This window comes from Bartonella kosoyi (genome assembly GCF_003606325.2).
GTDB classification, from domain to species: domain Bacteria; phylum Pseudomonadota; class Alphaproteobacteria; order Rhizobiales; family Rhizobiaceae; genus Bartonella; species Bartonella kosoyi.
Window position 1 is genome coordinate 939,945 of the sequence record NZ_CP031843.2, and the last position, 21,576, is coordinate 961,520.

19 protein-coding genes are annotated in these 21,576 nt (G+C 37.3%); 6 read left to right on the plus strand and 13 right to left on the minus strand.

Annotated features, from left to right (window positions below):
- Positions 1-784 precede the first annotated feature (784 nt).
- Positions 785-3,034 carry a DNA topoisomerase IV subunit A gene (parC, locus tag D1093_RS04070; protein ID WP_150222270.1) on the plus strand — a complete coding sequence of 750 codons (2,250 nt, stop codon included), beginning with the start codon at positions 785-787 and terminating at the stop codon, positions 3,032-3,034.
- 549 nt (positions 3,035-3,583) lie between these two features.
- On the opposite strand, the gene D1093_RS04075 is transcribed toward parC, so the two are convergent.
- The 10 genes from D1093_RS04075 to rpe all read right to left on the minus strand — a co-directional run bounded on the left by D1093_RS04075 (position 3,584) and on the right by rpe (position 12,698).
- Positions 3,584-4,840: a multidrug effflux MFS transporter gene (locus tag D1093_RS04075; protein ID WP_120100834.1), complete on the minus strand. Its 1,257-nt coding sequence runs from the start codon at positions 4,838-4,840 to the stop codon at positions 3,584-3,586.
- 71 nt (positions 4,841-4,911) lie between these two features.
- Complete coding sequence (gene grxD / locus D1093_RS04080; protein WP_120100835.1) at positions 4,912-5,244, minus strand: Grx4 family monothiol glutaredoxin; 333 nt, start codon at positions 5,242-5,244, stop codon at positions 4,912-4,914.
- Between the two features lie 97 nt (positions 5,245-5,341).
- Positions 5,342-5,575: a BolA/IbaG family iron-sulfur metabolism protein gene (locus D1093_RS04085; protein ID WP_120100837.1), complete on the minus strand. Its 234-nt coding sequence runs from the start codon at positions 5,573-5,575 to the stop codon at positions 5,342-5,344.
- Positions 5,576-5,636: 61 nt separating this feature from the next.
- A complete protein-coding gene (gene purL, locus D1093_RS04090) occupies positions 5,637-7,847 on the minus strand; it encodes a phosphoribosylformylglycinamidine synthase subunit PurL (RefSeq protein WP_120100838.1) in 2,211 nt (736 codons plus the stop codon).
- 293 nt (positions 7,848-8,140) lie between these two features.
- Entirely contained in the window at positions 8,141-8,812 is a 672-nt protein-coding gene (gene purQ / locus D1093_RS04095) for a phosphoribosylformylglycinamidine synthase subunit PurQ (protein WP_120100839.1), read from the minus strand.
- 11 nt (positions 8,813-8,823) lie between these two features.
- Positions 8,824-9,063: a phosphoribosylformylglycinamidine synthase subunit PurS gene (purS, locus tag D1093_RS04100; RefSeq protein WP_120100841.1), complete on the minus strand. Its 240-nt coding sequence runs from the start codon at positions 9,061-9,063 to the stop codon at positions 8,824-8,826.
- A gap of 86 nt (positions 9,064-9,149) precedes the next feature.
- The gene (gene purC / locus D1093_RS04105; protein WP_120100842.1) at positions 9,150-9,914 is read right to left on the minus strand and encodes a phosphoribosylaminoimidazolesuccinocarboxamide synthase; all 765 of its coding nucleotides are present in this window, start codon (positions 9,912-9,914) and stop codon (positions 9,150-9,152) included.
- A 173-nt stretch (positions 9,915-10,087) separates the two neighbouring features.
- Positions 10,088-10,636, minus strand: a complete 549-nt coding sequence (locus D1093_RS04110) for an RBBP9/YdeN family alpha/beta hydrolase (RefSeq protein ID WP_120100843.1) — start codon at positions 10,634-10,636, stop codon at positions 10,088-10,090.
- 68 nt (positions 10,637-10,704) lie between these two features.
- On the minus strand, positions 10,705-12,012 hold the full coding sequence (gene purB / locus D1093_RS04115) for an adenylosuccinate lyase (RefSeq protein ID WP_150222354.1): 1,308 nt from the start codon (positions 12,010-12,012) through the stop codon (positions 10,705-10,707).
- Positions 12,012-12,698 (minus strand): ribulose-phosphate 3-epimerase, encoded by a 687-nt coding sequence (rpe, locus tag D1093_RS04120; RefSeq protein ID WP_120100845.1) that lies wholly within the window; start codon positions 12,696-12,698, stop codon positions 12,012-12,014. Before rpe ends, purB begins: the two co-directional genes overlap by 1 nt.
- A 144-nt stretch (positions 12,699-12,842) precedes the next feature.
- Between rpe and D1093_RS04125 the strand changes: the two genes are divergently transcribed.
- Both D1093_RS04125 and dksA read left to right on the plus strand, forming a co-directional pair.
- A complete protein-coding gene (locus tag D1093_RS04125) occupies positions 12,843-13,376 on the plus strand; it encodes a flavin reductase (protein WP_120100846.1) in 534 nt (177 codons plus the stop codon).
- Positions 13,377-13,679: 303 nt separating this feature from the next.
- Complete coding sequence (dksA, locus tag D1093_RS04130) at positions 13,680-14,096, plus strand: RNA polymerase-binding protein DksA (protein WP_120100848.1); 417 nt, start codon at positions 13,680-13,682, stop codon at positions 14,094-14,096.
- A 51-nt stretch (positions 14,097-14,147) separates the two neighbouring features.
- Here the strand turns inward: dksA and D1093_RS04135 are convergent, their stop codons facing one another.
- Positions 14,148-14,624 carry a flagellar biosynthetic protein FliO gene (locus tag D1093_RS04135; RefSeq protein ID WP_120100849.1) on the minus strand — a complete coding sequence of 159 codons (477 nt, stop codon included), beginning with the start codon at positions 14,622-14,624 and terminating at the stop codon, positions 14,148-14,150.
- A gap of 214 nt (positions 14,625-14,838) precedes the next feature.
- On the opposite strand from D1093_RS04135, the gene D1093_RS04140 reads away from it, so the two are divergent.
- Positions 14,839-17,382 (plus strand): response regulator, encoded by a 2,544-nt coding sequence (locus D1093_RS04140; RefSeq protein WP_120100851.1) that lies wholly within the window; start codon positions 14,839-14,841, stop codon positions 17,380-17,382.
- 274 nt (positions 17,383-17,656) lie between these two features.
- Here the strand turns inward: D1093_RS04140 and purN are convergent, their stop codons facing one another.
- Positions 17,657-18,268 carry a phosphoribosylglycinamide formyltransferase gene (gene purN, locus D1093_RS04145; RefSeq protein WP_120100852.1) on the minus strand — a complete coding sequence of 204 codons (612 nt, stop codon included), beginning with the start codon at positions 18,266-18,268 and terminating at the stop codon, positions 17,657-17,659.
- The gene (purM, locus tag D1093_RS04150; RefSeq protein ID WP_120100854.1) at positions 18,265-19,356 is read right to left on the minus strand and encodes a phosphoribosylformylglycinamidine cyclo-ligase; all 1,092 of its coding nucleotides are present in this window, start codon (positions 19,354-19,356) and stop codon (positions 18,265-18,267) included. The genes purN and purM overlap by 4 nt, the downstream gene beginning before the upstream one ends.
- 159 nt (positions 19,357-19,515) lie before the next feature.
- Between purM and D1093_RS04155 the strand changes: the two genes are divergently transcribed.
- On the plus strand, positions 19,516-20,727 hold the full coding sequence (locus D1093_RS04155) for an AI-2E family transporter (protein WP_120100855.1): 1,212 nt from the start codon (positions 19,516-19,518) through the stop codon (positions 20,725-20,727).
- Positions 20,724-21,413: a DnaA regulatory inactivator HdaA gene (gene hdaA, locus D1093_RS04160; protein WP_150222272.1), complete on the plus strand. Its 690-nt coding sequence runs from the start codon at positions 20,724-20,726 to the stop codon at positions 21,411-21,413. Before D1093_RS04155 ends, hdaA begins: the two co-directional genes overlap by 4 nt.
- Positions 21,414-21,576: the final 163 nt, after the last annotated feature.

The following is a 21,576-nucleotide window of genomic DNA, read 5'->3' on the forward strand; positions in this document are numbered from 1 at the left end:
TTAGATATCGCTCTTCCCTTTGTGATAAGCAGGAAAATGATTGTGATTGATTTATCATGAATAAATTGGAAATGAGAAAACTTTAGAATACTGGGTATTTTTATTTAAGTTATATATATCAATATGTTATTTATATTTTGTTGAAGTTCTTACAACATTGTAAAAGATAATTATCTCTTTTCGCGTTTATGAAAATAATGCATTTTTTCTTCCTATGGGCTGAACCTTGGGGAACTCTATAAGCTTTGAATATTTTTTAAGTTTTTCATAGAAAAACAGGATGAAGTTGTTATACAGTTTACCTTATACTAAAAGATGATGTTTGAAAGGTGCTTTTTTCAAAATATGTTTTGGGGGAAGTTGTTGTTGTTGAAAAAATAATAAAAATTTATTTTATATCGTTTCGAAAAGTTATATCGTAACTCCAGTTTGCTTAGTAATAATAGCATTGTTTTTGAGATTTTTATTTGTTTAAAAATGCTTGTCGCTTTCCTTAATAAGGAAAATATTTTCTATTTCTTTTGGTTTATTTTTTACCTCTTAAAGAGGATATTGAAAGAAGTCTTCGATAATCTATTAAATATTTTCATATATTGTTTAGGAAAAGAGGAAAGAACATGTATAAATTTTTCAAATTGATATAATTTTCTGTTCATGTTCTAATTATAATGTTTATTTTTATGTTGTTGACTTTTAATAAAAAAGTTGACTCATAAAAATTTTCATTAAGTAAATCCTACACAATAATTTTTTTATTATTGTGGGAATTTTTTGTTCTAATATTATGTCTGATAAAATGAATTTACCTTTTGATAAAGAACATATTGAGCCAATAGAGCTACGTTCTGCTTTACAGGAACGCTATTTGGCTTATGCACTTTCTACGATTACGCATCGTGCATTGCCTGATGTGCGTGATGGATTGAAACCTGTTCATCGTCGGATTGTTCATGCAATGCGCCTTCTCAAACTGAACCCTGGACAATCTTATGCAAAATGTGCGCGGATTGTTGGTGATGTCATGGGAAAATTTCATCCTCATGGAGATGCCTCTATTTATGATGCTTTGGTGCGTTTGGCTCAAAGTTTTTCGGTTCGTTATCCGTTGGTTGATGGACAAGGCAATTTTGGTAATATTGATGGTGATAATGCTGCGGCTATGCGTTATACTGAAGCACGCATGACTGAAGTGGCTGCGTTGTTGCTTGAGGGAATTAATGAAAATGCTATTGATTTTCGTTTGACCTATAATGAAGAAGATGAAGAGCCTGTTGTTCTTCCAGGTGCTTTCCCTAATCTTTTAGCTAATGGTTCTTCAGGTATTGCTGTTGGTATGGCAACATCTATTCCTCCCCATAATGTTGCTGAGCTTTGTGACGCGGCGTTGCATTTGATTGCACACCCTGATACGTGTGATGAGGATTTAAACCAATTTGTGCTGGGACCTGATTTCCCAACCGGTGGTATTTTGGTTGAACCTAAAAAGAGTATTGAGGAATCTTATCGTATAGGACGGGGTTTTTTTCGATTACGTTCACGTTGGCATCAAGAAACTGGTAGCCGTGGTTCTTATGTGATTGTTGTGACTGAAATTCCCTATCAAGTTCAAAAGTCACGCCTTATTGAAAAAACTGCGGAATTGTTGCTTGCGCGGCGCTTACCAATGCTTGAGGATATTCACGATGAATCAGCAGAAGATATCCGCATTGTGCTTGTTCCTAAAAATCGGTCGGTTGATCCTGAACTTCTTATGGAATCCCTTTTTAAATTGACTGATTTTGAAGTAAGGTTTCCTCTTAATCTTAATGTTTTATCTTTGGGAAAAAGACCCAATGTTCTTTCGCTGCGAGAAAGTTTGCAACAATGGCTTGAACATCGTCAAGAAGTGCTTATTCGACGTTCTTGCTATCGGCTTGATCAAATTGATAGCAGATTGGAAATTCTTCATGGGTATCTTATTGCCTATTTGAATCTCGATGAGGTCATTCAGATTATTCGTGAAGAGGATGAACCGAAAAAGCAGCTGATTAATCGTTTTGAATTAACAGAAAATCAAGCAGAAGCTATCCTTAATATGCGCTTGCGTTCTTTACGGAAGCTTGAAGAATTTGAAATTCGTAAGGAATTTGAAACTCTTAAAGCTGAAAAAGAAAAACTACAGAATTTGTTAGCCTCTCCTATAAAACAATGGAAAATAATTTCAGAAGAAATTAAAAAAGTTCGCAACACTTTTGGTCCTGAAACGCTCTTAGGGAAAAGGCGTACGACATTTGAAGAAGCACCAAGACATGATCTTGATGATATTCAACAAGCAATGATCGAAAAAGAACCGGTGACTGTTGTTATTTCTGAAAAAGGGTGGGTGCGTGCTTTGAAGGGGCATTTGCACGATTACAAAGCGCTTTCTTTTAAAGAAGGAGACAGTTTGAAGTTGGCATTTCCCGCATTTACGACCGACAAGATTGTGCTGATAAGTAATGGTGGAAAGTTTTTCGCACTTGGTGCAAATAGTTTGCCTGGAGGACGAGGACAGGGTGAGCCCATTCGTCTTTTAGTTGATATGGATGATGAGCATGATGTTCTTACAGCTTTTGTGCATCATGCAGAAGAAAAATTGCTTTTGGTTTCATCTCAGGGCAATGGCTTTATCGTTCCTGCTGCAGAAGTGATTGCCAACACACGAAAAGGAAAACAAGTGATGAATGTGAAATCTCCTGACAAGGTAAAGCTTTGTGCTTCGGTTCATGGTGATCATGTTGCCGTGGTTGGTGAAAACCGCAAAATGCTTATTTTTTCTATTGAACAAATACCAGAAATGAATCGTGGTAAAGGGGTTCGTTTACAACGTTACAAAGAGGGTGGTATTGTTGATGCTAAAACTTTTAATTTATCAGAAGGTTTAAGTTGGCAAGATACAGCTGAACGAATCTTTAACCGTCAAGCTGATGATCTCATTGAATGGATGGGAATACGTGCGGGGGTTGGGCGTATGGTTCCAAAAGGATTCCCAAAATCAGGCAAATTTACCAATTAAATAACAGAACGTTTTTATTCTAAGCCTATAAAAGCGTAAAGAAAATTTCTTATGGGTTTTTATTATGTGATAACATAATGATTTATAAGGATAGTTCAATATCATTTCATCTTAAATGAGAGGGGCTATAATATTCATGGATTTTTTTATTTCAATCTTGTTTATATTGAAACAATCAAAATAATCTGTTTGCTACATCAAAAGTGGGGGGGTAGATAGAAATTTATGAAGAGAAGAATTAAAAATATCTTTGCTGAGCTGTCTCAAGTGCCAAGAGTTTTTGTAACATTGGGAACGGAGTTTAAATACAATGGGCTTTCATACTTCATAAGTGTGAGGATGATAGAAGTGTTTTTATACATTTTATTGTTTTACCATTATATTATCCACGGCTACTATCGTGAAATGATTTTATGTTTTGAGAAGTGTACTTTTAAAAACTATACATGAATATGTAACACAAGAGAGTATCGTAGGGGTATTCTGTTTTTGTGATAGGCATACCTTTCTTGTTCAAGAGAGGTGTATTAGCCTTGCTTTTAGCAATATCTATTCGTTAGGATTATGATGATATTGCCTAAAGAGATGACCACGTTCAGCCCATAAAACAAGAACAATAGCAATGAGACTTAGAAAGAAAAATCCTGCTGAGTTTGGGATGGTTGTTTCATTAAATTGTTGCGCTACAAAAAAGCTCAATCCTGCACCGATAGATGTTTGGAGAAATCCGGAGACAGAAGAGGCTGTACCAGCAATTTCGCCCACAGATTCTAGAGCGAGTGTATTGAAATTGGCCATAATACCACCGCAGGTAAACATTAATATACAATATAACGCCATATAAAAGGGAAAAGAGATAACGCCACCTGCTAAGACGGATTCAATAAACCAAATGCATGAAGTGGCGCAAAAGAGCAAAAGCATAGCATGGGCAATCCGTCGCATTCCAAGACGTCCGACAAGTTGAGAATTCATAAACGATGAAAAAGCTTGAAATGCGGCACCGATGGCAAATGCTATCGGAAACCAAAAGCCTAAGTTATAAATTCCTTCATAGGTTTGTTGTGATGTATTAACAGCAATAAAAATACAGCCTAAAATGATGGACGTTGCGAGTGTATAGCAAAGTGTTGTACGATTTGTAACGACAATCCATAAATTGTGTTTAATGGAAGAAAAAGAAAGAGGGCGTTGTTCATGAAGTGTTTCAGGAAAGCGGAATAGAATCCAAATCATTAGCCCAAAACCAATCATTGCCATGAAAATAAAAATAAATTGCCAATGTCCGAGAAGCAAAATGATCTGTCCTGTTGCGGGACCAATCATAGGTGCAACAAGAAAAACCATCATAACAATAGACATAACCTCTGCCATTTTTCGACCATTGTAGAGATCACGTACGACGGAAACTGTAAGGACCCGCATAGATGCGCCTCCAATGCCTTGCAAAACACGCAAAATAAGCAGGAGAGAAAAATCCTTTACAAAGGCACAGCCAATCGCCGTAAATGAATAAAAAGCAAGCCCAATAAGTATAAGTTTGCGTCGCCCATATCGATCACTTATTGGACCGAAAAATATTTGAGCAATACCATAGCTAATAAGATAACTCGAAATGATATAATGTTGATCATTCTCGTTGAGAACATTTAAGCCTTCCAAAATATTAGGCATAGCTGGCAACATAATGTCCACAGCTATAGCATTAATGGCCATGAGTGAAGCAATAAGAATAACAAATTCTTTATAGCCAATTTTTTTCTTAATCGCATCACTATGCATCTGTTCATCAACTGAATATGACATACGGTATCCTTGAAATAAAAATTTCGTCTGAAAACAGCTCTTTTTAAGAGTCTGAATAAAATGAAAGATACCTATGATGGGTTATAAGGAATATTCTTTTCTTTCAAAAGTTCCTGTAACTCACTGTTTTGAAACATTTCTTTAACAATATCACAGCCTCCAATAAATTCACCTTTGACATAAAGCTGTGGAATTGTTGGCCAATTTGAGTATTCTTTGATCCCTTGACGCAGTTCGTCAGAAGTTAAGATATTAATTCCTTTATAATTTAATCCCAAATAGTCAAGGATTTGAACGACTTGTCCTGAAAAACCACATTGTGGAGCTTCAGGAGTTCCTTTCATGAATAAAATAACGTCGTTTGTTTTAATCTCGTTATCAATAAAATCATGAACAGTGGTCATTTTTATCCCTCGATATTTCAGATTTTTATAAATGTGTAATTATGTTCGTACTCGTTTTAATCGTATTGAACGAATGAATGCAAGAAGAAAATTTAGACTATTTTGGGATATTTGTTTGCAACATTAAGGCATGAAGGTCATTTCCCATATTGCCTTTAAGGGCATCATAGACCATTTTATGTTGCTGAACGCGGGTTTTACCACGAAAACTTTCAGAAATAACTTCTGCAGCATAATGTTCCCCATCTCCAGCAAGATCACGAATTATGACTGTAGCATCGGGAATACCTTCACGAATAAGCATTTCAATTGCATGGGCACTCATTGCCATCATTATTCTCCTATATTATTCATCTTTTTGTAAGAGCCGTTTCACAAGAAAGAATAAATTTTTACTCTTCACCCATAAATTGTGGAAACCAGTTTTCATAGGCTTGTGTAAGACTTTCGACTGAAAGTGTGAATACCCCATCTATGTTAAGAGAATCTCCCTCAACTTGACCTAGCTCTGTTAAAGAAACGGCATGGGTTTGTGCATATTCTTTAAGATTATTGAGAGCTTCAGGTTTGACGGCTAGAAGATAACGACCTTGGTCTTCTCCAAAAAGTTCTGCATGGTGGGGAGATTTATTGCTTAATTTCGCTTTGATTCCTTTAGCTGCTTTAATGACCATTTCTGCAAGTGCAATCGCTAATCCCCCATCAGAAATGTCATGAGCGGCATGAACAAAACCGTTATGAATAATATCTCGAACGAACTGACCATGTCTTTTTTCAAGTTCTAAATCTACGGGAGGAGGGGCACCTGCATCAATATTTAAAATGTCACGTGCATAAATTGATTGTCCTAAATGAGAACCGCAATCTCCCACTAAAATGATGCTATCTCCATTTTGCATACCACTTATTGTTACCATTTTAGACCAATCACTCAGAAGGCCTACACCAGCAATTGTGGGGGTAGGAAGAATAGCTTCCCCATTTGTTTCGTTGTAAAGAGAAACATTGCCTGAAACGATGGGGAAGTCGAGGATTCTGCAAGCTTCTCCGATGCCTTTAATAGCCAAAACCAGTTGTCCCATGATTTCAGGTTTTTCAGGGTTTCCAAAATTGAGATTATCTGTCGCAGCTAGTGGTATTGCACCTGTCGTACTAATATTTCGCCAACATTCTGCGACAGCTTGTTTTCCTCCCTCATAAGGGTCTGCTTCACAATAGCGCGGCGTTACATCAGAAGAAAAAGCAAGAGCTCGTTTACTCTTATTGCTTATGCGGATAACACCTGCATCACCTCCTGGACAAATGAGGCTATTTCCTTGAATAAGTGTATCATATTGTTCATAAACCCAGCGCCGTGAACTTTGATCAGCAGAATTCAATAAGGTCAGAAGTGCATCACCAAGATTCTCAACTTTTTTGACGTCTTCTGCTTTCAGAAGTGCTTTTTTTACAGGCTCGCTCCAAGGACGGTCATAAACAGGTGCTTCATCACCAAGTTCTTTGATGGGGAGATTAACAACTTCTTCTCCTTGATGAAATACACGGAAACGTAAATCATCGGTTGTTTTTCCAATAATGGAAAAATGAAGCCCCCACTTATGAAAAATGGCTGCGGCTTGCTTTTCTAGTTCTGGTTTAAGGACCATGAGCATACGCTCTTGGCTTTCAGAAAGCATCATTTCATAGGCTGTCATGTTTTCTTCACGAACGGGAACTGTATCGAGATTAAGTTGTATTCCTAGATTTCCTTTTGCACCCATTTCAACGGCAGAAGAGGTGAGACCTGCAGCCCCCATATCTTGAATAGCAACCACGGCTCCAAGTTCCATGAGCTCTAAACATGCTTCAAGGAGACATTTTTCTGTAAAAGGATCACCAACTTGAACAGTTGGGCGTTTTTCACTGATTGAATCATCAAATTCAGCAGAAGCCATTGTTGCGCCACCGACACCATCTCGCCCTGTTTTTGCACCAAGATAAACAACAGGGAGCCCTACGCCTTGTGCTTTGGAATAAAAAATGGCATCTGTCTTTGCAATGCCGGCAACAAAAGCATTAACGAGGATATTACCATTATAACGCTCATCAAAATTGACTTCTCCACCAACCGTTGGAACACCAAAAGAATTGCTGTACCCCCCTATTCCAGAGACAACACCAGAGACAAGATGGCGTGTTCGGGGGTGATCAGGAGCACCAAAACGCAATGCATTCATCGCTGCAACAGGACGGGCACCCATTGTAAAGACATCACGTAAAATACCACCAACACCTGTTGCGGCCCCTTGATACGGTTCAATATAAGAAGGATGGTTATGACTTTCCATTTTGAAAACAACACATTGTCCTTCACCAATATCAACAACACCAGCATTTTCACCAGGACCTTGAATGACACACTTTCCTTCTGTCGGAAGAGTTTTGAGCCATTTTTTAGAGGATTTATAGGAACAGTGTTCGTTCCACATTGCAGAAAAAATTCCCAATTCAGTAAATGTTGGTTCTCTCCCGATTAACGTTAGGATACGTTGATATTCATCCTCTTTTAGGCCGTGTTGTGCAATGAGCTCTGGTGTAATCGTGATGTTATTGCAAGGATTCATGAGCATTTATCCGTCAAATTAATCGAAATTCAGCATTTTATTTTTTTTAATCTAGCAGTTTAGATTATGGAAAATTACGTGTTTAATCATTAAAATATTCATAGACCCTAAGCTGAAATTTTGTTCGTTTGGTTGGTTGGGTTTCAAGACCAAAAAACAATCTTAAATAATTATATGTTTAGAAAATAATATCCATTGTTATTTGTATAGAACTTCTGTTTATAAATTTACAACCTAAGAAATGATATAGACCTTTATTTTTATGCTTTTAGAGGATAACACCTTTTGTGGCATCATCCATTGGTTAATTCTAAAGTGCTTTGAAAAAGTAAACGACCGTCAATTCCTCCATGAGCGGGTTCAATAAAGTTTTCAGGATGGGGCATCATACCAAGAATATTACCAGCTTTATTAACAATACCAGCAATATTTTTTATTGAGCCGTTAGGGTTTGTATTTTCTGCGTAGCGAAAAACAATCTGTTCATTATCTTCCATTTGTTTTAACGTTTCATCGTCAACAAAGTAATTTCCATCGTGATGGGCAACAGGACAACGAATAATTTGTCCTTTAGAATAATATCGAGAAAATTTTGTCCTGGCATTAACGACTTCAAGTTTGACTTCACGACAAACAAATTTTAAAGAAGCGTTACGCATTAAAGTTCCAGGGAGCAATCCAGCTTCCAACAAAATTTGAAATCCATTACAAATACCTATGATTGTAATGCCTTCTTGTGCTTTTTCACGAATAGCTTTTAAGACGGGGGTTCGTGCTCCAATAGCCCCACATCGCAAATAGTCGCCATAAGAAAAACCACCAGGAATAATAATAACATCTACATCGGGAATTGTTGTTTCTGTTTGCCAAATTTTGAGTGGCTCAACTCCTGTTATATGATGCAATGCTGCAACCATATCTCGGTCGCGATTTAATCCAGGAAGTTGAATGATGGCAGTTTTCATGAGTGTTCCACTTAAAGAAGTTCAATAGTATAATTTTCAATGACAGTATTTGCGAGTAATTCTTCACACATCTGTTCAAGTTTTTTCTTTGCTGTTTCAGACGGTTGATCATCAAGAACGATATCAAAAACTTTTCCTTGACGAATGGAGTGAATACCTTCGAAAGCTAAACTTTTTAAAGCACCGACAATTGCCTCTCCTTGTGGATCAAGGACGCTTTCTCTTAAAGTAACTATAATGCGTGCTTTCATTTTTTGCTTCCTGTTGTCAAAAGAACCTCTCCTTTGAAGAGGTGTATTTATAGAAGATGGTAATTATTTTACCTTGACGCGTTTTCTTATTTTACCAATACGGGACCACTTGGCCGAGTTGGTTCATTTTCATTCATAATACCAAGGCGTTTGGCAACCTCTTGATAGGCATTAATAAGCCCCCCCATATCACGACGAAAACGATCTTTATCCATTTTTTCTCGTGTTTGCATATCCCATAGTCTTGCAGAATCAGGTGAAATTTCATCAGCAAGAACAATGCGCATTGTTTCATCTTCCCACAGGCGACCAAACTCCATTTTAAAATCAATTAACTGGATGTTGACACCGGAAAAAAGCCCAGAAAGAAAATCATTAATACGAATTGAAAGTTGCATGATATCTTCTAGCTCTTGTGGGACAGCCCACCCAAAGGCAGTGATATGTTCTTCTGTTACCATCGGATCATCGAGAGAATCATTTTTATAGTAGAACTCAATGATAGATTGCGGGAGTAGGGTTCCTTCTTCTAGTCCTAAACGTTTTGCAAGAGAGCCAGCCGCGACATTGCGAACAACAACTTCCAATGGGATGATTTCCACCGCTTTAATAAGCTGTTCGCGCATATTTATGCGTTTGATAAAATGTGTTGGGATGCCCAAACGTCCAAGATGGCTAAAGATATGTTCCGAAATTCGGTTGTTTAAAACCCCTTTTCCGTCGATAATTTCATGTTTCTTGGCATTAAAGGCTGTAGCATCATCTTTAAAAAATTGAATATAAGTTCCTGGTTCAGGTCCTTCATATAAAATTTTAGCCTTGCCTTCATAAATACGGTGGCGACGATTCATTACGATTCTCTATTTATTTTGAGAAGTTTTTAATAATACTGGTAGACGATACTATCCTAATTGATAGAAATTCTCAATGATATTGCTACGATACTTTTATAATTTTTGTCATGATACATCTATCCAAAGGTGGAGAGACAGAGGCAATGAGAAAAAGGATTACCTCTTTTGAGTCAAATTTTTGCAAGAAAGTGAGAGAGGACCATAAGCCCTTCAGGCCAAGGTCCGTGCCCAGATTCTGCATTAATATGCCCAGAATACCCAGCATCAAAAAAGAGTGAGCCCCAGTCATTGGCAATTTTTTCTGCGACTGAAAATTGACAAAATTCATCATTACGGCTGGCTATGACAATAGAAGGAAAAGGCAACTTTTGACGATGATAGGGACCAAATGTCATTAAATGTTTAGGACGTATTTTCTCATTGGCAACATCTGGAGGCGCAACAAAGAAAGCGCCACAAATTTTTTCTGCATTTTGTACAGTTGCATGAAGTGCGGTAGGAACGCCTAGTGAATGAGCAATAATCATAACAGGCCTTTGAGCTTGTGTGATGGCGGTTTTAACTTCATTAACCCACTCATCACAAACAGGTTTTGACCAATGGGCTTGTTCTATACGGCGGGCTGTCGACAGTTTTTTTTCCCAACGTGTTTGCCAATGATCAGGGCCAGATCCTTTGTAGCCAGGAACAATAAGGATATCGAGTTGATTTGCTTTCATGAATTGTTTTCTTTGTTACAAGAGTTTTTTGATCATAGAGGGAATAGATTTAGGTTTTCTATGTTGTTCTATTGTTGTTCAAAAACACGTTTAAAAATCGTATTGATATGTTTGGTGTGATAAGAAAGATCAAATTTTTCTCGAAGCTCTGGTTCACTTAAAGCTTTGCTAACATCTTTGTCGTTGAGCAGTTCTTCTAAAAAATCTTTTCCTTGTTCCCAAACCTTCATCGCATTTCGTTGTACAATCCGATACGCATCTTCGCGACTGATTCCTGCTTGTGTGAGTGCTAAAAGTACCCGTTGTGAGTGAACAAGACCTCGGAATTTATTGAGATTTTTTTGCATATTTTCTGGATAGACAATGAGATTTTCAATGACAGATGTGAGGCGAGAAAGAGCAAAATCAAGTGTAATCGTTGCATCAGGGCCAATATAACGCTCGACAGATGAGTGAGAAATATCACGTTCATGCCAAAGTGCTACGTTTTCCATGGCAGGGAGTGCAAATGCACGGACCATACGGGCTAATCCCGTTAAATTTTCTGTTAAAACTGGATTACGTTTATGAGGCATTGCTGATGAACCTTTTTGCCCTGGTGAGAAATGTTCTTCTGCTTCGAGAACTTCCGTTCGCTGTAAATGGCGTATTTCTATCGCGAGCCTTTCAATAGAAGATGCAATAACACCAAGTGTTGCAAAAAACATCGCATGACGATCCCGTGGTATAACTTGGGTGGAAACGGGTTCAGCACGCATCCTCAAGGCTTTTGCGACGTGTTCTTCAACGCGTGGATCGATATTGGCAAAAGTTCCTACAGCGCCCGAAATTGCGCAAGTAGAAATTTCTTCGCGTGCAGCTAGAAGACGTTTGCGACAACGGGAAAACTCAGCGTATGCGAGAGCGAATTTGACTCCAAATGTCGTTGGTTCAGCATGAATGCCATGACTCCGCCCAATAGTGATGGTTTCTTTATGTTCAAAAGCACGTTTTTTTAAGGCTTCAAGGAGTTGGTCTATATCCTTGAGCAAAATATCACTCGCACGCATCAATTGAATGCTCAGCGTTGTATCAAGAACATCAGATGATGTCATACCTTGGTGGATAAAACGTGCTTCTGGTCCAATGAATTCAGCGAGGTGGGTTAGAAAAGCAATAACATCATGTTTGGTAACAGCTTCAATTTCATCAATACGATTGACATCAAATTTAGCGGCTGCCCCTTTTTCCCAAATGACTTTGGCGGCTTCTTTCGGAATAACTCCCAGTTGAGCAAGAGCATCACAGGCATGGGCTTCAATTTCAAACCAAATACGATATTTCGTTTCGGGAGACCAAATTGCGACCATTTCAGGGCGGGAATAACGTGCGATCATCATTTTTTTCCTTGTTGTGAGAGGAGTGCTGCTTGGCGCAATGCACTTATGCGTGTTTTGTAAAGCTCTTTGTTTCCGTTTTTATAAATTGCAGAGCCTGCGACAAATACATTTGCACCAGCTTTTGCAGTTATTCCAATTGTATCAACGGTGATACCACCATCAACTTCAAGATCAATAGGGCGGTTTGCAATCATGCTTTTAACGCACTTAATTTTATCTTTTATTTCTGGGATAAAATTTTGTCCACCAAAACCGGGATTGACGGTCATGATGAGGATGAGATCTAATTGATCAAGCAAATATTCAAGGACATGTTCAGGGGTGCTTGGATTGAGTGCAATTCCTGCTTTTTTACCCATTGCTTTGATTGTCTGGAGTGAACGATGAAGATGGGGACTTGCTTCAGCATGAATGGTTATAATATCTGCACCCGCTTTTGCAAAAGCTTCCAAATAAGGATCAACAGGTTTGATCATCAGGTGCACATCAAATATTGCTTTGGTGAATGGACGCAGAGCCTTGATAATTTCAGGGCCAAAGGTGATGTTAGGAACAAAGTGCCCATCCATAATATCAAGATGGAGCCAATCTGCACCAGCATCAACAACATCTAATATTTCTTGACCAAGTTTAGAAAAATCAGACGCCAAGAGCGAAGGTGAAATGAGATGAGAATGGGGCATAAAAAACTCCTTGATTGGCTGTTTTTATCATGTCGCTGTGTATACACAAATATCTTTTGTGTTATGACGAAAAAGAAAAATACGTATTATAGATTTTTTTATACAAAGACCGCTTGAAATTTTAAAGTTTGATAAGTGAAAGATATGTCGAATCATAAAACATGTTTGGTGCCTAAACTTCAACATAATATTACCGTTTCTTCGCAAGAATATCGAGATGCTATGAGCCATTTTGCAGGCGCTGTGCATATTGTGACAACAGATGGCATTAAAGGAAAGCGCGGTGTAACCGTTTCGGCGTGTTGTTCTTTATCAGATGATCCTCCAACGCTTCTTGTTTGTCTTATGCGCCATAATCTGAAGAATCATGTGTTTATGGAGAATGGAATTTTTTGTGTTAATAGCTTGGCAGGAAAACATCGTCCATTAGCGGATGCCTTTTCAAGGCGTTGCAATGTTACACAAAATGAGCGTTTTGATAGGACTCAATGGGGAACTTTGCAGACGGGAGCGCCTAGTCTTTCAGATGCTTTAGCCTCTTTTGATTGTCGTTTGATTTGTTGGCATGAGCATGCAACCCATTGTGTCTTGATTGGTGAAGTTGTTGCAATCAATCGTAGTCACGGAAAAGATGCTTTGATGTATTTGAATCGCGGATATCATACTTTACCTTTATAAAGATTTTTATTTTTTGTATTGGTGAAACGATTTATCGGTGTTCCATTTAAATTTTAGTGCACTGAAAAAGGAGGAGAGAGATTGCTTGGAACTTTCTTCTTTTTGAGGTTTCTTAATAAATGAGAAAGATGATTTTGGGGTAATCTTTGATCAAAGTTCCAACTTAGGCAAAAAAGCGATTAGGTTCAAACAGCGTATTTAGACATATTTGTAGATTGTTATGAAAGAACATTTTATTCTTGTGTTGATGGGTATTGCACAATATATAGACCCCACAGAGCAGATGTGGAGGTTTTTTATTGCATGAGCGAAGAGATTGATGCTCAATATCGCCCTAGTGAAGATGAGCCTTTTATGAATGAACGGCAGAAAGCATATTTTCGTGCTAAATTAGTTTCTTGGAAGAATGATATCTTAAAAGAAGCGCGTGAGACTTTGGAAAATTTGCAGGAAGAGAATGTTGGTCAACCTGATTTGACCGATAGGGCATCTTGTGAAACTGATCGTACAATTGAATTACGTGCTCGTGATCGTCAAAGAAAACTTATTTCAAAAATAGATGCTGCCTTGGAGCGAATTGATAATGGGACATATGGTTTTTGTGAAGAAACCGGCGAGCCCATTAGTATCAAGCGTCTTGAGGCTCGGCCGATTGCCGTTTTGTCGCTGGAAGCACAAGAACGTCACGAACGTCGTGAAAGAGTTTATCGTGATGATTAAAGTTATGAGAGCGATAAATAAACGAAGTTTCTAGAGATAAAATTGTATATTTTATTTTGGAGGGGTAGGAATAAACAAAGATGGTTCTTGTCGCCCTTCAATTTCGGCCGTGATGGCTGAATCTTTTACCGTTTGATTCGTAAAAGAAGAGGAGGTTTTATCTGTCGTCTCGTTTCTTTCTGTAAGGGAGGAGGTGGGGTGGGGATGTATTTCTTTCTTCTGTGTGCTGGATGTGCTGGTAATATCCGATTCTACAACAACATCTGTTAATCCGCCAATAAGGAGTAAATGTTCTTTATTATCACAACGGATTAAAACAAGGCGGCGTGTTCGATCTATAGAAATTGCTTCACATAATGCTAACCGTGATAGATTTTTTTTTCTATTAGTGTTGAATCTTCCCATATTCAAACGGCGTAAAAAAAAGATAATTATGATAATAGCTGTGATTGTTATTATAAAAAACAAAAAGCTTATCGTTATGTTTGCAGCAGATATACCTATTTGGTCTGATAACCAGATAACCATAGATTTTCTCCCATTTTGGTATGGAAACTATCGTTTTTTATTGAGATAAATTTATAAACATCCCCTTAAAAGTTTCACTTAAAGACAAACAAATAAACTTTTTAACATTAAGTGAGCTTTCTTAGAAAGGTAATATCATAGTATATATTTTATAACAATGAATATAAAGGAAGTTTCTTGGTATAAGAGACAGCTAAATCTAAGGCAAAGAGAGATGGATAAAGGTTTTGAGAATAATGAAAGATCAGCGTCTTCGTATTTTGTTCGTCGGAGAGTTGTGATTTTAGGTGTTATTTTTATCTTTGTTTTCCTTTTTACTGTGGGCGTTTTAGATTTTTTTTATCCACAAAGTTATTTGCAAAAGGCTGTGGTAGCATCTTTTTTGATTCTAGCCACTATTGGTGTTGCAACACTCATTTTAAGTGGAATGGGAATTTTAAGATATCATGCATTGTGGTTGCATGAAGATTTTGATTTTAGCTTCTTTAATAGAAGCGATGATGCGATTGTAATCTCTGATCTTTCTGGTTTTGTTTATTATTCTAATCAAAACTATCAAAAAATTCTAACCTATAAGCCTGAAGGGTCTTGTTATAGGGTTATTGCTGATCTTCCAGGAGCTGGTGCACTTTCCTATCGCTTAAAAGCTGCTGCCTATAATAATCTTTCAGCGCAAGAAGAGTTAAGAGTAGAGCAACCAATTTTTATCGATTCTACACAAAAAAAATCTTTTTGGTATAATATCTCTGTTCAACCTATTACAAAACGGAAAAAAAATCTTTTATTTTGGCGCATTAGCGATATTTCGCATTTACAACAAAACCGAGAAGTTTTTTTCTCTAACCTTCAAGAGGCGATTAATCACTTAGATCAGGCACCTGTTGCTTTTATATCCATTAATACACAAGGTGCACTTCTCTATGCCAATGCGGTTTTTGCCGAATGGTTTTCAATTGATTTAGCAAATTTCTCAGTTGGTCAATATCATTTTGATTCATTATTTGAGAGCGTTGGCGCTAAAAGTTCATGGAGTGATATTTGTTTACAAACTAATAGATATCAAAACTCAGGTTACCCTTTACCTTATAGATTTTCATTGTGTTTAAATTCACAGACGATAGGTGAAAAAATATTTCATTGTTTTATTTCTGCTTCTCCTCTCTTAGAGGAGGAAGCCGTTTATCGTATTGTGATCATTCCACAGCAAATACAAAAAGAAGAGGCTGATGAAGCAAAATTGCCCAGTATATTAGGTGAATATTTTGATGCGAGTCCTTTTGCAATCGCCGTGGTAAATCGGCAAGGGAAATTGATTCACATGAATAATGCTTTTTCATCACTTACGGCGTGTATGGATAAGACTATCAACTTTTATGATATTATTTCTCGTCGTGATTGTGTGCAGTTAGAGCGTGCTTTTCAGAAAATTGCGACCAATAAAAATTATTTTGTTTCTTTGGAAACGGTTTTGGAAAAGAATGAAGAACGCCATTTGCGCCTCCATGTTATGTCTGTTCCACCCTATCATGGTGATGCACTACAAGATTTGGTCATTATCTCTGTCATTGAAACAACAGAACAAAAAACACTTGAAGATAAAATAATGCAAAGTCAGAAGATGCAAGCTGTTGGACAATTGGCAGGTGGTATTGCTCATGATTTTAATAATGTTTTAACAGCAATTTTAATGTCATGTGATCTTCTTTTAAATACGCATCGTAGTTCTGATCCTGCCCATGCTGATCTCATCAATATTAAAAATAATGCTAATCGTGCTGCTGCTCTTGTACAGAAATTACTCGCTTTTTCTAGAAAACAAACACTTCGACCTGAAGAGGTTGATTTCACAGAATTTTTATCCGATATTCGCAATCTTGTTTTACCACTTTTGGGGAATAATATTCAGTTAAAAATTATCCATGGAAGAGATTTGTGGAGCGTTGAAGTTGATCAAGCTTCTTTTCAGCGTGTGATTATGAATTTGGTTATTAATGCGCGTGATGCCATGTTTGATGGCGGTATTGTTACGATTGCGACAAACAATATTACAAAACAACAAAGTGCTGAATTTAATCATCTGGGTTTAGCAAGTGGTGAATATGTGCAATTGACTATTTCAGATACAGGGACTGGGATATCTGCTGCTATACAAGAAAAAATGTTTGAGCCATTTTTTACAACAAAAGAAGTTGGAAAAGGAACAGGCCTTGGTTTATCGATGGTTTATGGAATTATCAAGCAAAGCGGTGGGTATATTTATTGTGAAAGTAAAGAGGGAGAAGGAGCAACATTTCATATTTTTCTGCCCCGTTATATCCCAGATATAAAAGGAGAAATCTCTCAAAAGATTGAAAAAGATGAAGAGAAAGATAAAAATATAGATTTAACAGGATCTGCGACTGTTTTATTGGTTGAAGATGAGGATGCGGTCAGAATGGGGGGGGTAAGAGCTCTTCAAATGAGAGGATATACGGTTTTGGAGGCAGCTAGTGGGGTGGAAGCCCTTTCTATTCTTGAGGAAAAAAAAGGCATTGTTGATATTATTGTTTCCGATGTGGTGATGCCAGAAATGGATGGGCCTACTTTATTGAAGGAAGTGCGTAAAAGCTACCCTGATATCAAATTTCTTTTTGTTTCTGGATATGCAAAAGATGCTTTTGCTAAGAATCTTCCACAAGATGCTGTTTTTGGTTTTTTATCTAAACCCTTTACACTCAAACAGTTAGCTCTAACAGTTAAAGAAACACTTTCGTCATAAAACCCAAATTGATGTAATAGAAAAATTGCGTATTTTAAAATTTTTAAAGGGAAATACGAGAGTATTTTGATTCAGTAGAGCTCGTGATAATATCCGGAGAACTTAAATAAGCAAGAACAATTTGGAAATTTAAATAATAAAAAAATTACATATTCTATGCAAAAATTTATGAAGAAATAGACTTTATCCTGCCAACATGAGAGGTTTTTAATGATAGGCGCTGGAGAATAAATTGCATGTACAACGTTAAAGATGCTATAGACTGCCGATATACTCAAAAGGATAAAAGCTGTTGTTGCGTATCGACTCTTTTGCTTTTTCCTTCAATAAATGCTTTTAAGGCTTCGGGGTAGAGTTTATGCTCTACTTTAAGGACTCTTTGTGCTAAGCACTCAGTGTTATCATCCGGATAGACCGGAACGGCTGCTTGGGCAAGGATTTTGCCAGCATCCATGTCTTCTGTAACAAGATGAACAGTACAACCCGTGATTTTTACGCCTGCTTGTAAAATTCTTTCATGCGTGTTTAAGCCTTTAAATGAAGGCAAAAGAGAAGGGTGAATGTTTAAAATTCGCCCCTCATAACGTTTTACAAAGCGTGATGAGATAAGGCGCATATATCCCGCAAAGCAGATAAAATCTGGCTTATATTGATCTAAAATCTTGAAAATATCTTCTTCATGTTCTTCTTTCGTTTTATAGATTTTGCGATCAACAATATGAATTGGTAAATTATGATTTTTTGCCTTTTCAATACCGTTTGCACGTGGATTATCGCAAATAACTGCGACGATTTTAGCGGGATATTCCTTTTGTTGACTTGCTTGAGCAAGGGCGACCATATTGGACCCATTACCAGATATGAAAACGACGATTTGTTTTTTCATAAATGCAGTTTCCCTTTATAAAGTATTCCTTTATTTTGATCTTGGCGTTTTGTTAAAATGCCAAGGGGAGTCACAGCTTCTCCATTTTTTTCAAGAGCTTGTGTAATTGTTTCAGCAGCATACTGTGCCACGATAATGATCATGCCAATACCACAATTGAATGTTCGTAACATTTCTATTTCTTCTATTTTACCTTGTTTGGCAATCCATGAAAAGACGGAGGGGACCTTGATGGTAGAAAGATTAATTTCAGCGCAAAGAGAAGAGGGAATGACACGTGGAATATTTTCAGGAAAGCCTCCGCCCGTAATATGCGCTAGAGCCTTAATTCCTTCGTATTTTTGCATGATGGGAAGAAGCGATTTCACATAAATGCGTGTTGGTGTCAAAAGTGCTGTACCAAGGCTGTTTTCGGGGGCAAAAGGGGCAGGGTCATTCCATTTGAGATGACTTTGTTGAATGATTCGTCGAACAAGTGAAAAGCCGTTGGAATGAATTCCAGAGGCGCTTAGACCTAGGATAATATCGCCTTCTGTCAAGTCCTTTGAAGGGAGAAGCGCACAGCGTTCACATGCGCCTACCGCAAAACCTGCTAGATCATAATCTCCTTCTGCATACATTCCTGGCATTTCTGCAGTTTCTCCTCCAATAAGAGCAGCGCCGGCTTGTTTACATCCTTCTGCAATGCCAGAAACAATTGCAGCACCTTGTTCAGGGTCAAGCTTACCCGTTGCAAAGTAATCCAGAAAAAAGAGAGGTTCCGCTCCTTGTACAAGTAAATCATTGACACACATAGCAACCAAATCAATTCCTACAGTGTGATGATAGCCTACTTCAATGGCAATTTTTAGTTTTGTTCCCACTCCATCATTAGCTGCGACTAAAATAGGATCTGTAAATCCGGCTGCTTTTAAATCAAAAAGGCCACCAAAACCACCAATTTCTGCATCTGCTCCGGCTCGTTTTGTCGCGCGTATAAAGGGTTTAATTTTTTCTACCATAGCATTACCCACATCGATGTTTACACCGGCTTTTGCGTAGGTAAGACCAGCTTTGGATTTAGTATTTGTAAGATCTTGATTGCTCATTGGAGCCTTCCTTTAATGGAAAATCAGGTTTTGACGTTATGCAATGCCATGATAGAGTTTTCTCTGCAAGAGATATTGATAAGAAAATAAGCAACTTTACTTGTACCTTATTTTGAAGATGTTTATAATTTTTGTGAAGAATTTTTTTTAGGATATTTTATGAGCAAGATATCAGATAATCATGGGCAGTCTTCGTGGAAACTTATGAAAAAGAAAGGGAGTGAGAGTACATCCCGTGACCGTTATAAGACTTATACGCCAGCATATACACAATTACCGTTGCCAAATAATATGAAAAGACAAATCTTTTTTTGGCTGGGAACGCTGATTTTTTTCATTTTTTTTATGTTTGTTTTTGGATCAATTTTGCTTCCTTTTGTGGCAGGAATTGTTTTGGCTTATTTTCTTAATCCCATTGTTCAACTCCTTGAAAAGTTTGGTATTCGCCGTGTTTTTGGTACTGTCCTTATTACCTTATTTATTGTTATTATCTTTGTTGCTGCTTTAGTTATTCTGATTCCTATTATTAGTTCGCAAATACAGCAATTTGTGAGTGATGGCTTACCTGTTTATATTAATCGTATTCAAACTTTTTTCGTTGAGCATGATTTTGATTGGATAAGGCACTATTTTGGAAGTGATCCAAATGAATTACGGAGTAATATTAAAGGGCTTTTGGGAGAAGGTTCTGATTTTATTACATCTCTTTTGAATTCACTTTTGAAATCAGGAAAGTCTATTGTTAATATTGTTAGCTTATTTGTTGTGGCGCCTGTGGTGACATTTTATATGTTATTAGATTGGCCACGTATGGTGACAGCAATTGATTCGTTAATACCGCGTGATCATCTTGAAACCGTTCGAAGTATTTTTCATGAAATGGATAGAGCTATCGCAGGCTTTGTTCGTGGACAAGGAACCGTTTGCCTCATATTGGGGGGGTATTATGCGATTGGTTTAACGATTGCAGGACTCAATTTTGGTCTTTTGGTTGGTATGTTTATTGGCCTTATTAGTTTTATTCCTTATATTGGAACAATGAGTGGTTTGGTTCTTTCTGTTGGGATTGCATGGGTCCAGTTTTATCCCAATAATTGGGGGGGAATCATCATTGTGATGGTACTTTTTTTAATTGGTCAATTTATTGAAGGTTATATTCTTCAACCAAAACTTGTTGGTTCATCAGTGGGATTACATCCCGTGTGGTTGATGTTTTCGCTTTTTGCTTTTTCTTCACTTTTTGGTTTTACTGGTATGCTTGTTGCTGTTCCGGCAGCGGCGGCGGTGGGCGTTTTAGTTCGTTTTGCCCTTCATACTTATCTTAGTTCTCAGATGTATTCGCGAAGTGGAAAGTCGGAGCCACTAAAATGAATGGGCGAGAAACGCAATTATCTTTAAACTTCCCTTATGAGCCAATTTTTCAATTTGATGATTTAGTCATAACCGATAGCAATCGTATGGCTTTTCAGCTTATTGATCACTGGCCTAATTGGAGCGTGCCTATTGCAGTTTTAGTTGGAAAAGAAGGATCTGGAAAAACGCACTTTTCGAGTATATGGCAGCAAAAAGCAAATGCATTCAGGATTCAGCGCAATAAAATTGATCAGGCTGTTGCTATGGCTTCTTTAGGCAGATCATTTTTAATAGAGGACATTGATGCAGAGAAAATTAATGAGACAGAACTTTTTCATTTAATTAACAGTGTTAAGCAAGCAAATGTCGATACACGACAAGCTACTTTATTGATGACGGCACGAACACTTCCTTCTACTTGGAAGTTAAAGTTAAATGATCTTAAAAGTCGTCTTAATTCAGTAATGTTTGTTGAAATTAATCAGCCTGATGATGCATTGTTAACAACTGTTGCCTTTAAGCTTTTTTCCGATAGGCAGCTTATTGTGCATCCAGATACGGTTTATTATCTTATCAGCCGTTGTGAACGTTCTTTATTTTCATTGAAGCATGTTATTGATTCTGTTGATCAGTTGGCGTTACAAAGAAAAAGAAAAATAACGCGTGCTGTGATTGCTGAAGTTTTGAATAGAAAAAAAACATAAATACTCCTTATCGTAGTTCTATATGTCCTTGCCTTTTATTATTATTTAGATATGAGGAGAGACACGTCATTTAAAGTTTCTACTTTTTTATGCGTTTTGTTTAAATGGCTTTGAGATTTTATTGGATGGATATTTGTTTTATCATTTTTACAAGCCATATATT

Coding starts and splice junctions, on each gene's coding strand:
- purS (WP_120100841.1), bottom strand. CDS start 9,063: ATGAAAGCACGCATTATAGTTACTTTAAGAGAAAGCGTCCTTGATCCA.
- D1093_RS04075 (WP_120100834.1), bottom strand. CDS start 4,840: ATGTCATATTCAGTTGATGAACAGATGCATAGTGATGCGATTAAGAAA.
- parC (WP_150222270.1), top strand. CDS start 785: ATGTCTGATAAAATGAATTTACCTTTTGATAAAGAACATATTGAGCCA.
- D1093_RS04155 (WP_120100855.1), top strand. CDS start 19,516: ATGAGCAAGATATCAGATAATCATGGGCAGTCTTCGTGGAAACTTATG.
- D1093_RS04110 (WP_120100843.1), bottom strand. CDS start 10,636: ATGAAAGCAAATCAACTCGATATCCTTATTGTTCCTGGCTACAAAGGA.
- purQ (WP_120100839.1), bottom strand. CDS start 8,812: ATGAAAACTGCCATCATTCAACTTCCTGGATTAAATCGCGACCGAGAT.
- D1093_RS04135 (WP_120100849.1), bottom strand. CDS start 14,624: ATGGTTATCTGGTTATCAGACCAAATAGGTATATCTGCTGCAAACATA.
- D1093_RS04125 (WP_120100846.1), top strand. CDS start 12,843: ATGTCGAATCATAAAACATGTTTGGTGCCTAAACTTCAACATAATATT.
- grxD (WP_120100835.1), bottom strand. CDS start 5,244: ATGACCACTGTTCATGATTTTATTGATAACGAGATTAAAACAAACGAC.
- purL (WP_120100838.1), bottom strand. CDS start 7,847: ATGAATCCTTGCAATAACATCACGATTACACCAGAGCTCATTGCACAA.
- dksA (WP_120100848.1), top strand. CDS start 13,680: ATGAGCGAAGAGATTGATGCTCAATATCGCCCTAGTGAAGATGAGCCT.
- D1093_RS04140 (WP_120100851.1), top strand. CDS start 14,839: ATGGATAAAGGTTTTGAGAATAATGAAAGATCAGCGTCTTCGTATTTT.
- D1093_RS04085 (WP_120100837.1), bottom strand. CDS start 5,575: ATGGCAATGAGTGCCCATGCAATTGAAATGCTTATTCGTGAAGGTATT.
- purN (WP_120100852.1), bottom strand. CDS start 18,268: ATGAAAAAACAAATCGTCGTTTTCATATCTGGTAATGGGTCCAATATG.
- purC (WP_120100842.1), bottom strand. CDS start 9,914: ATGAATCGTCGCCACCGTATTTATGAAGGCAAGGCTAAAATTTTATAT.
- purB (WP_150222354.1), bottom strand. CDS start 12,012: ATGATCGCACGTTATTCCCGCCCTGAAATGGTCGCAATTTGGTCTCCC.
- hdaA (WP_150222272.1), top strand. CDS start 20,724: ATGAATGGGCGAGAAACGCAATTATCTTTAAACTTCCCTTATGAGCCA.
- rpe (WP_120100845.1), bottom strand. CDS start 12,698: ATGCCCCATTCTCATCTCATTTCACCTTCGCTCTTGGCGTCTGATTTT.
- purM (WP_120100854.1), bottom strand. CDS start 19,356: ATGAGCAATCAAGATCTTACAAATACTAAATCCAAAGCTGGTCTTACC.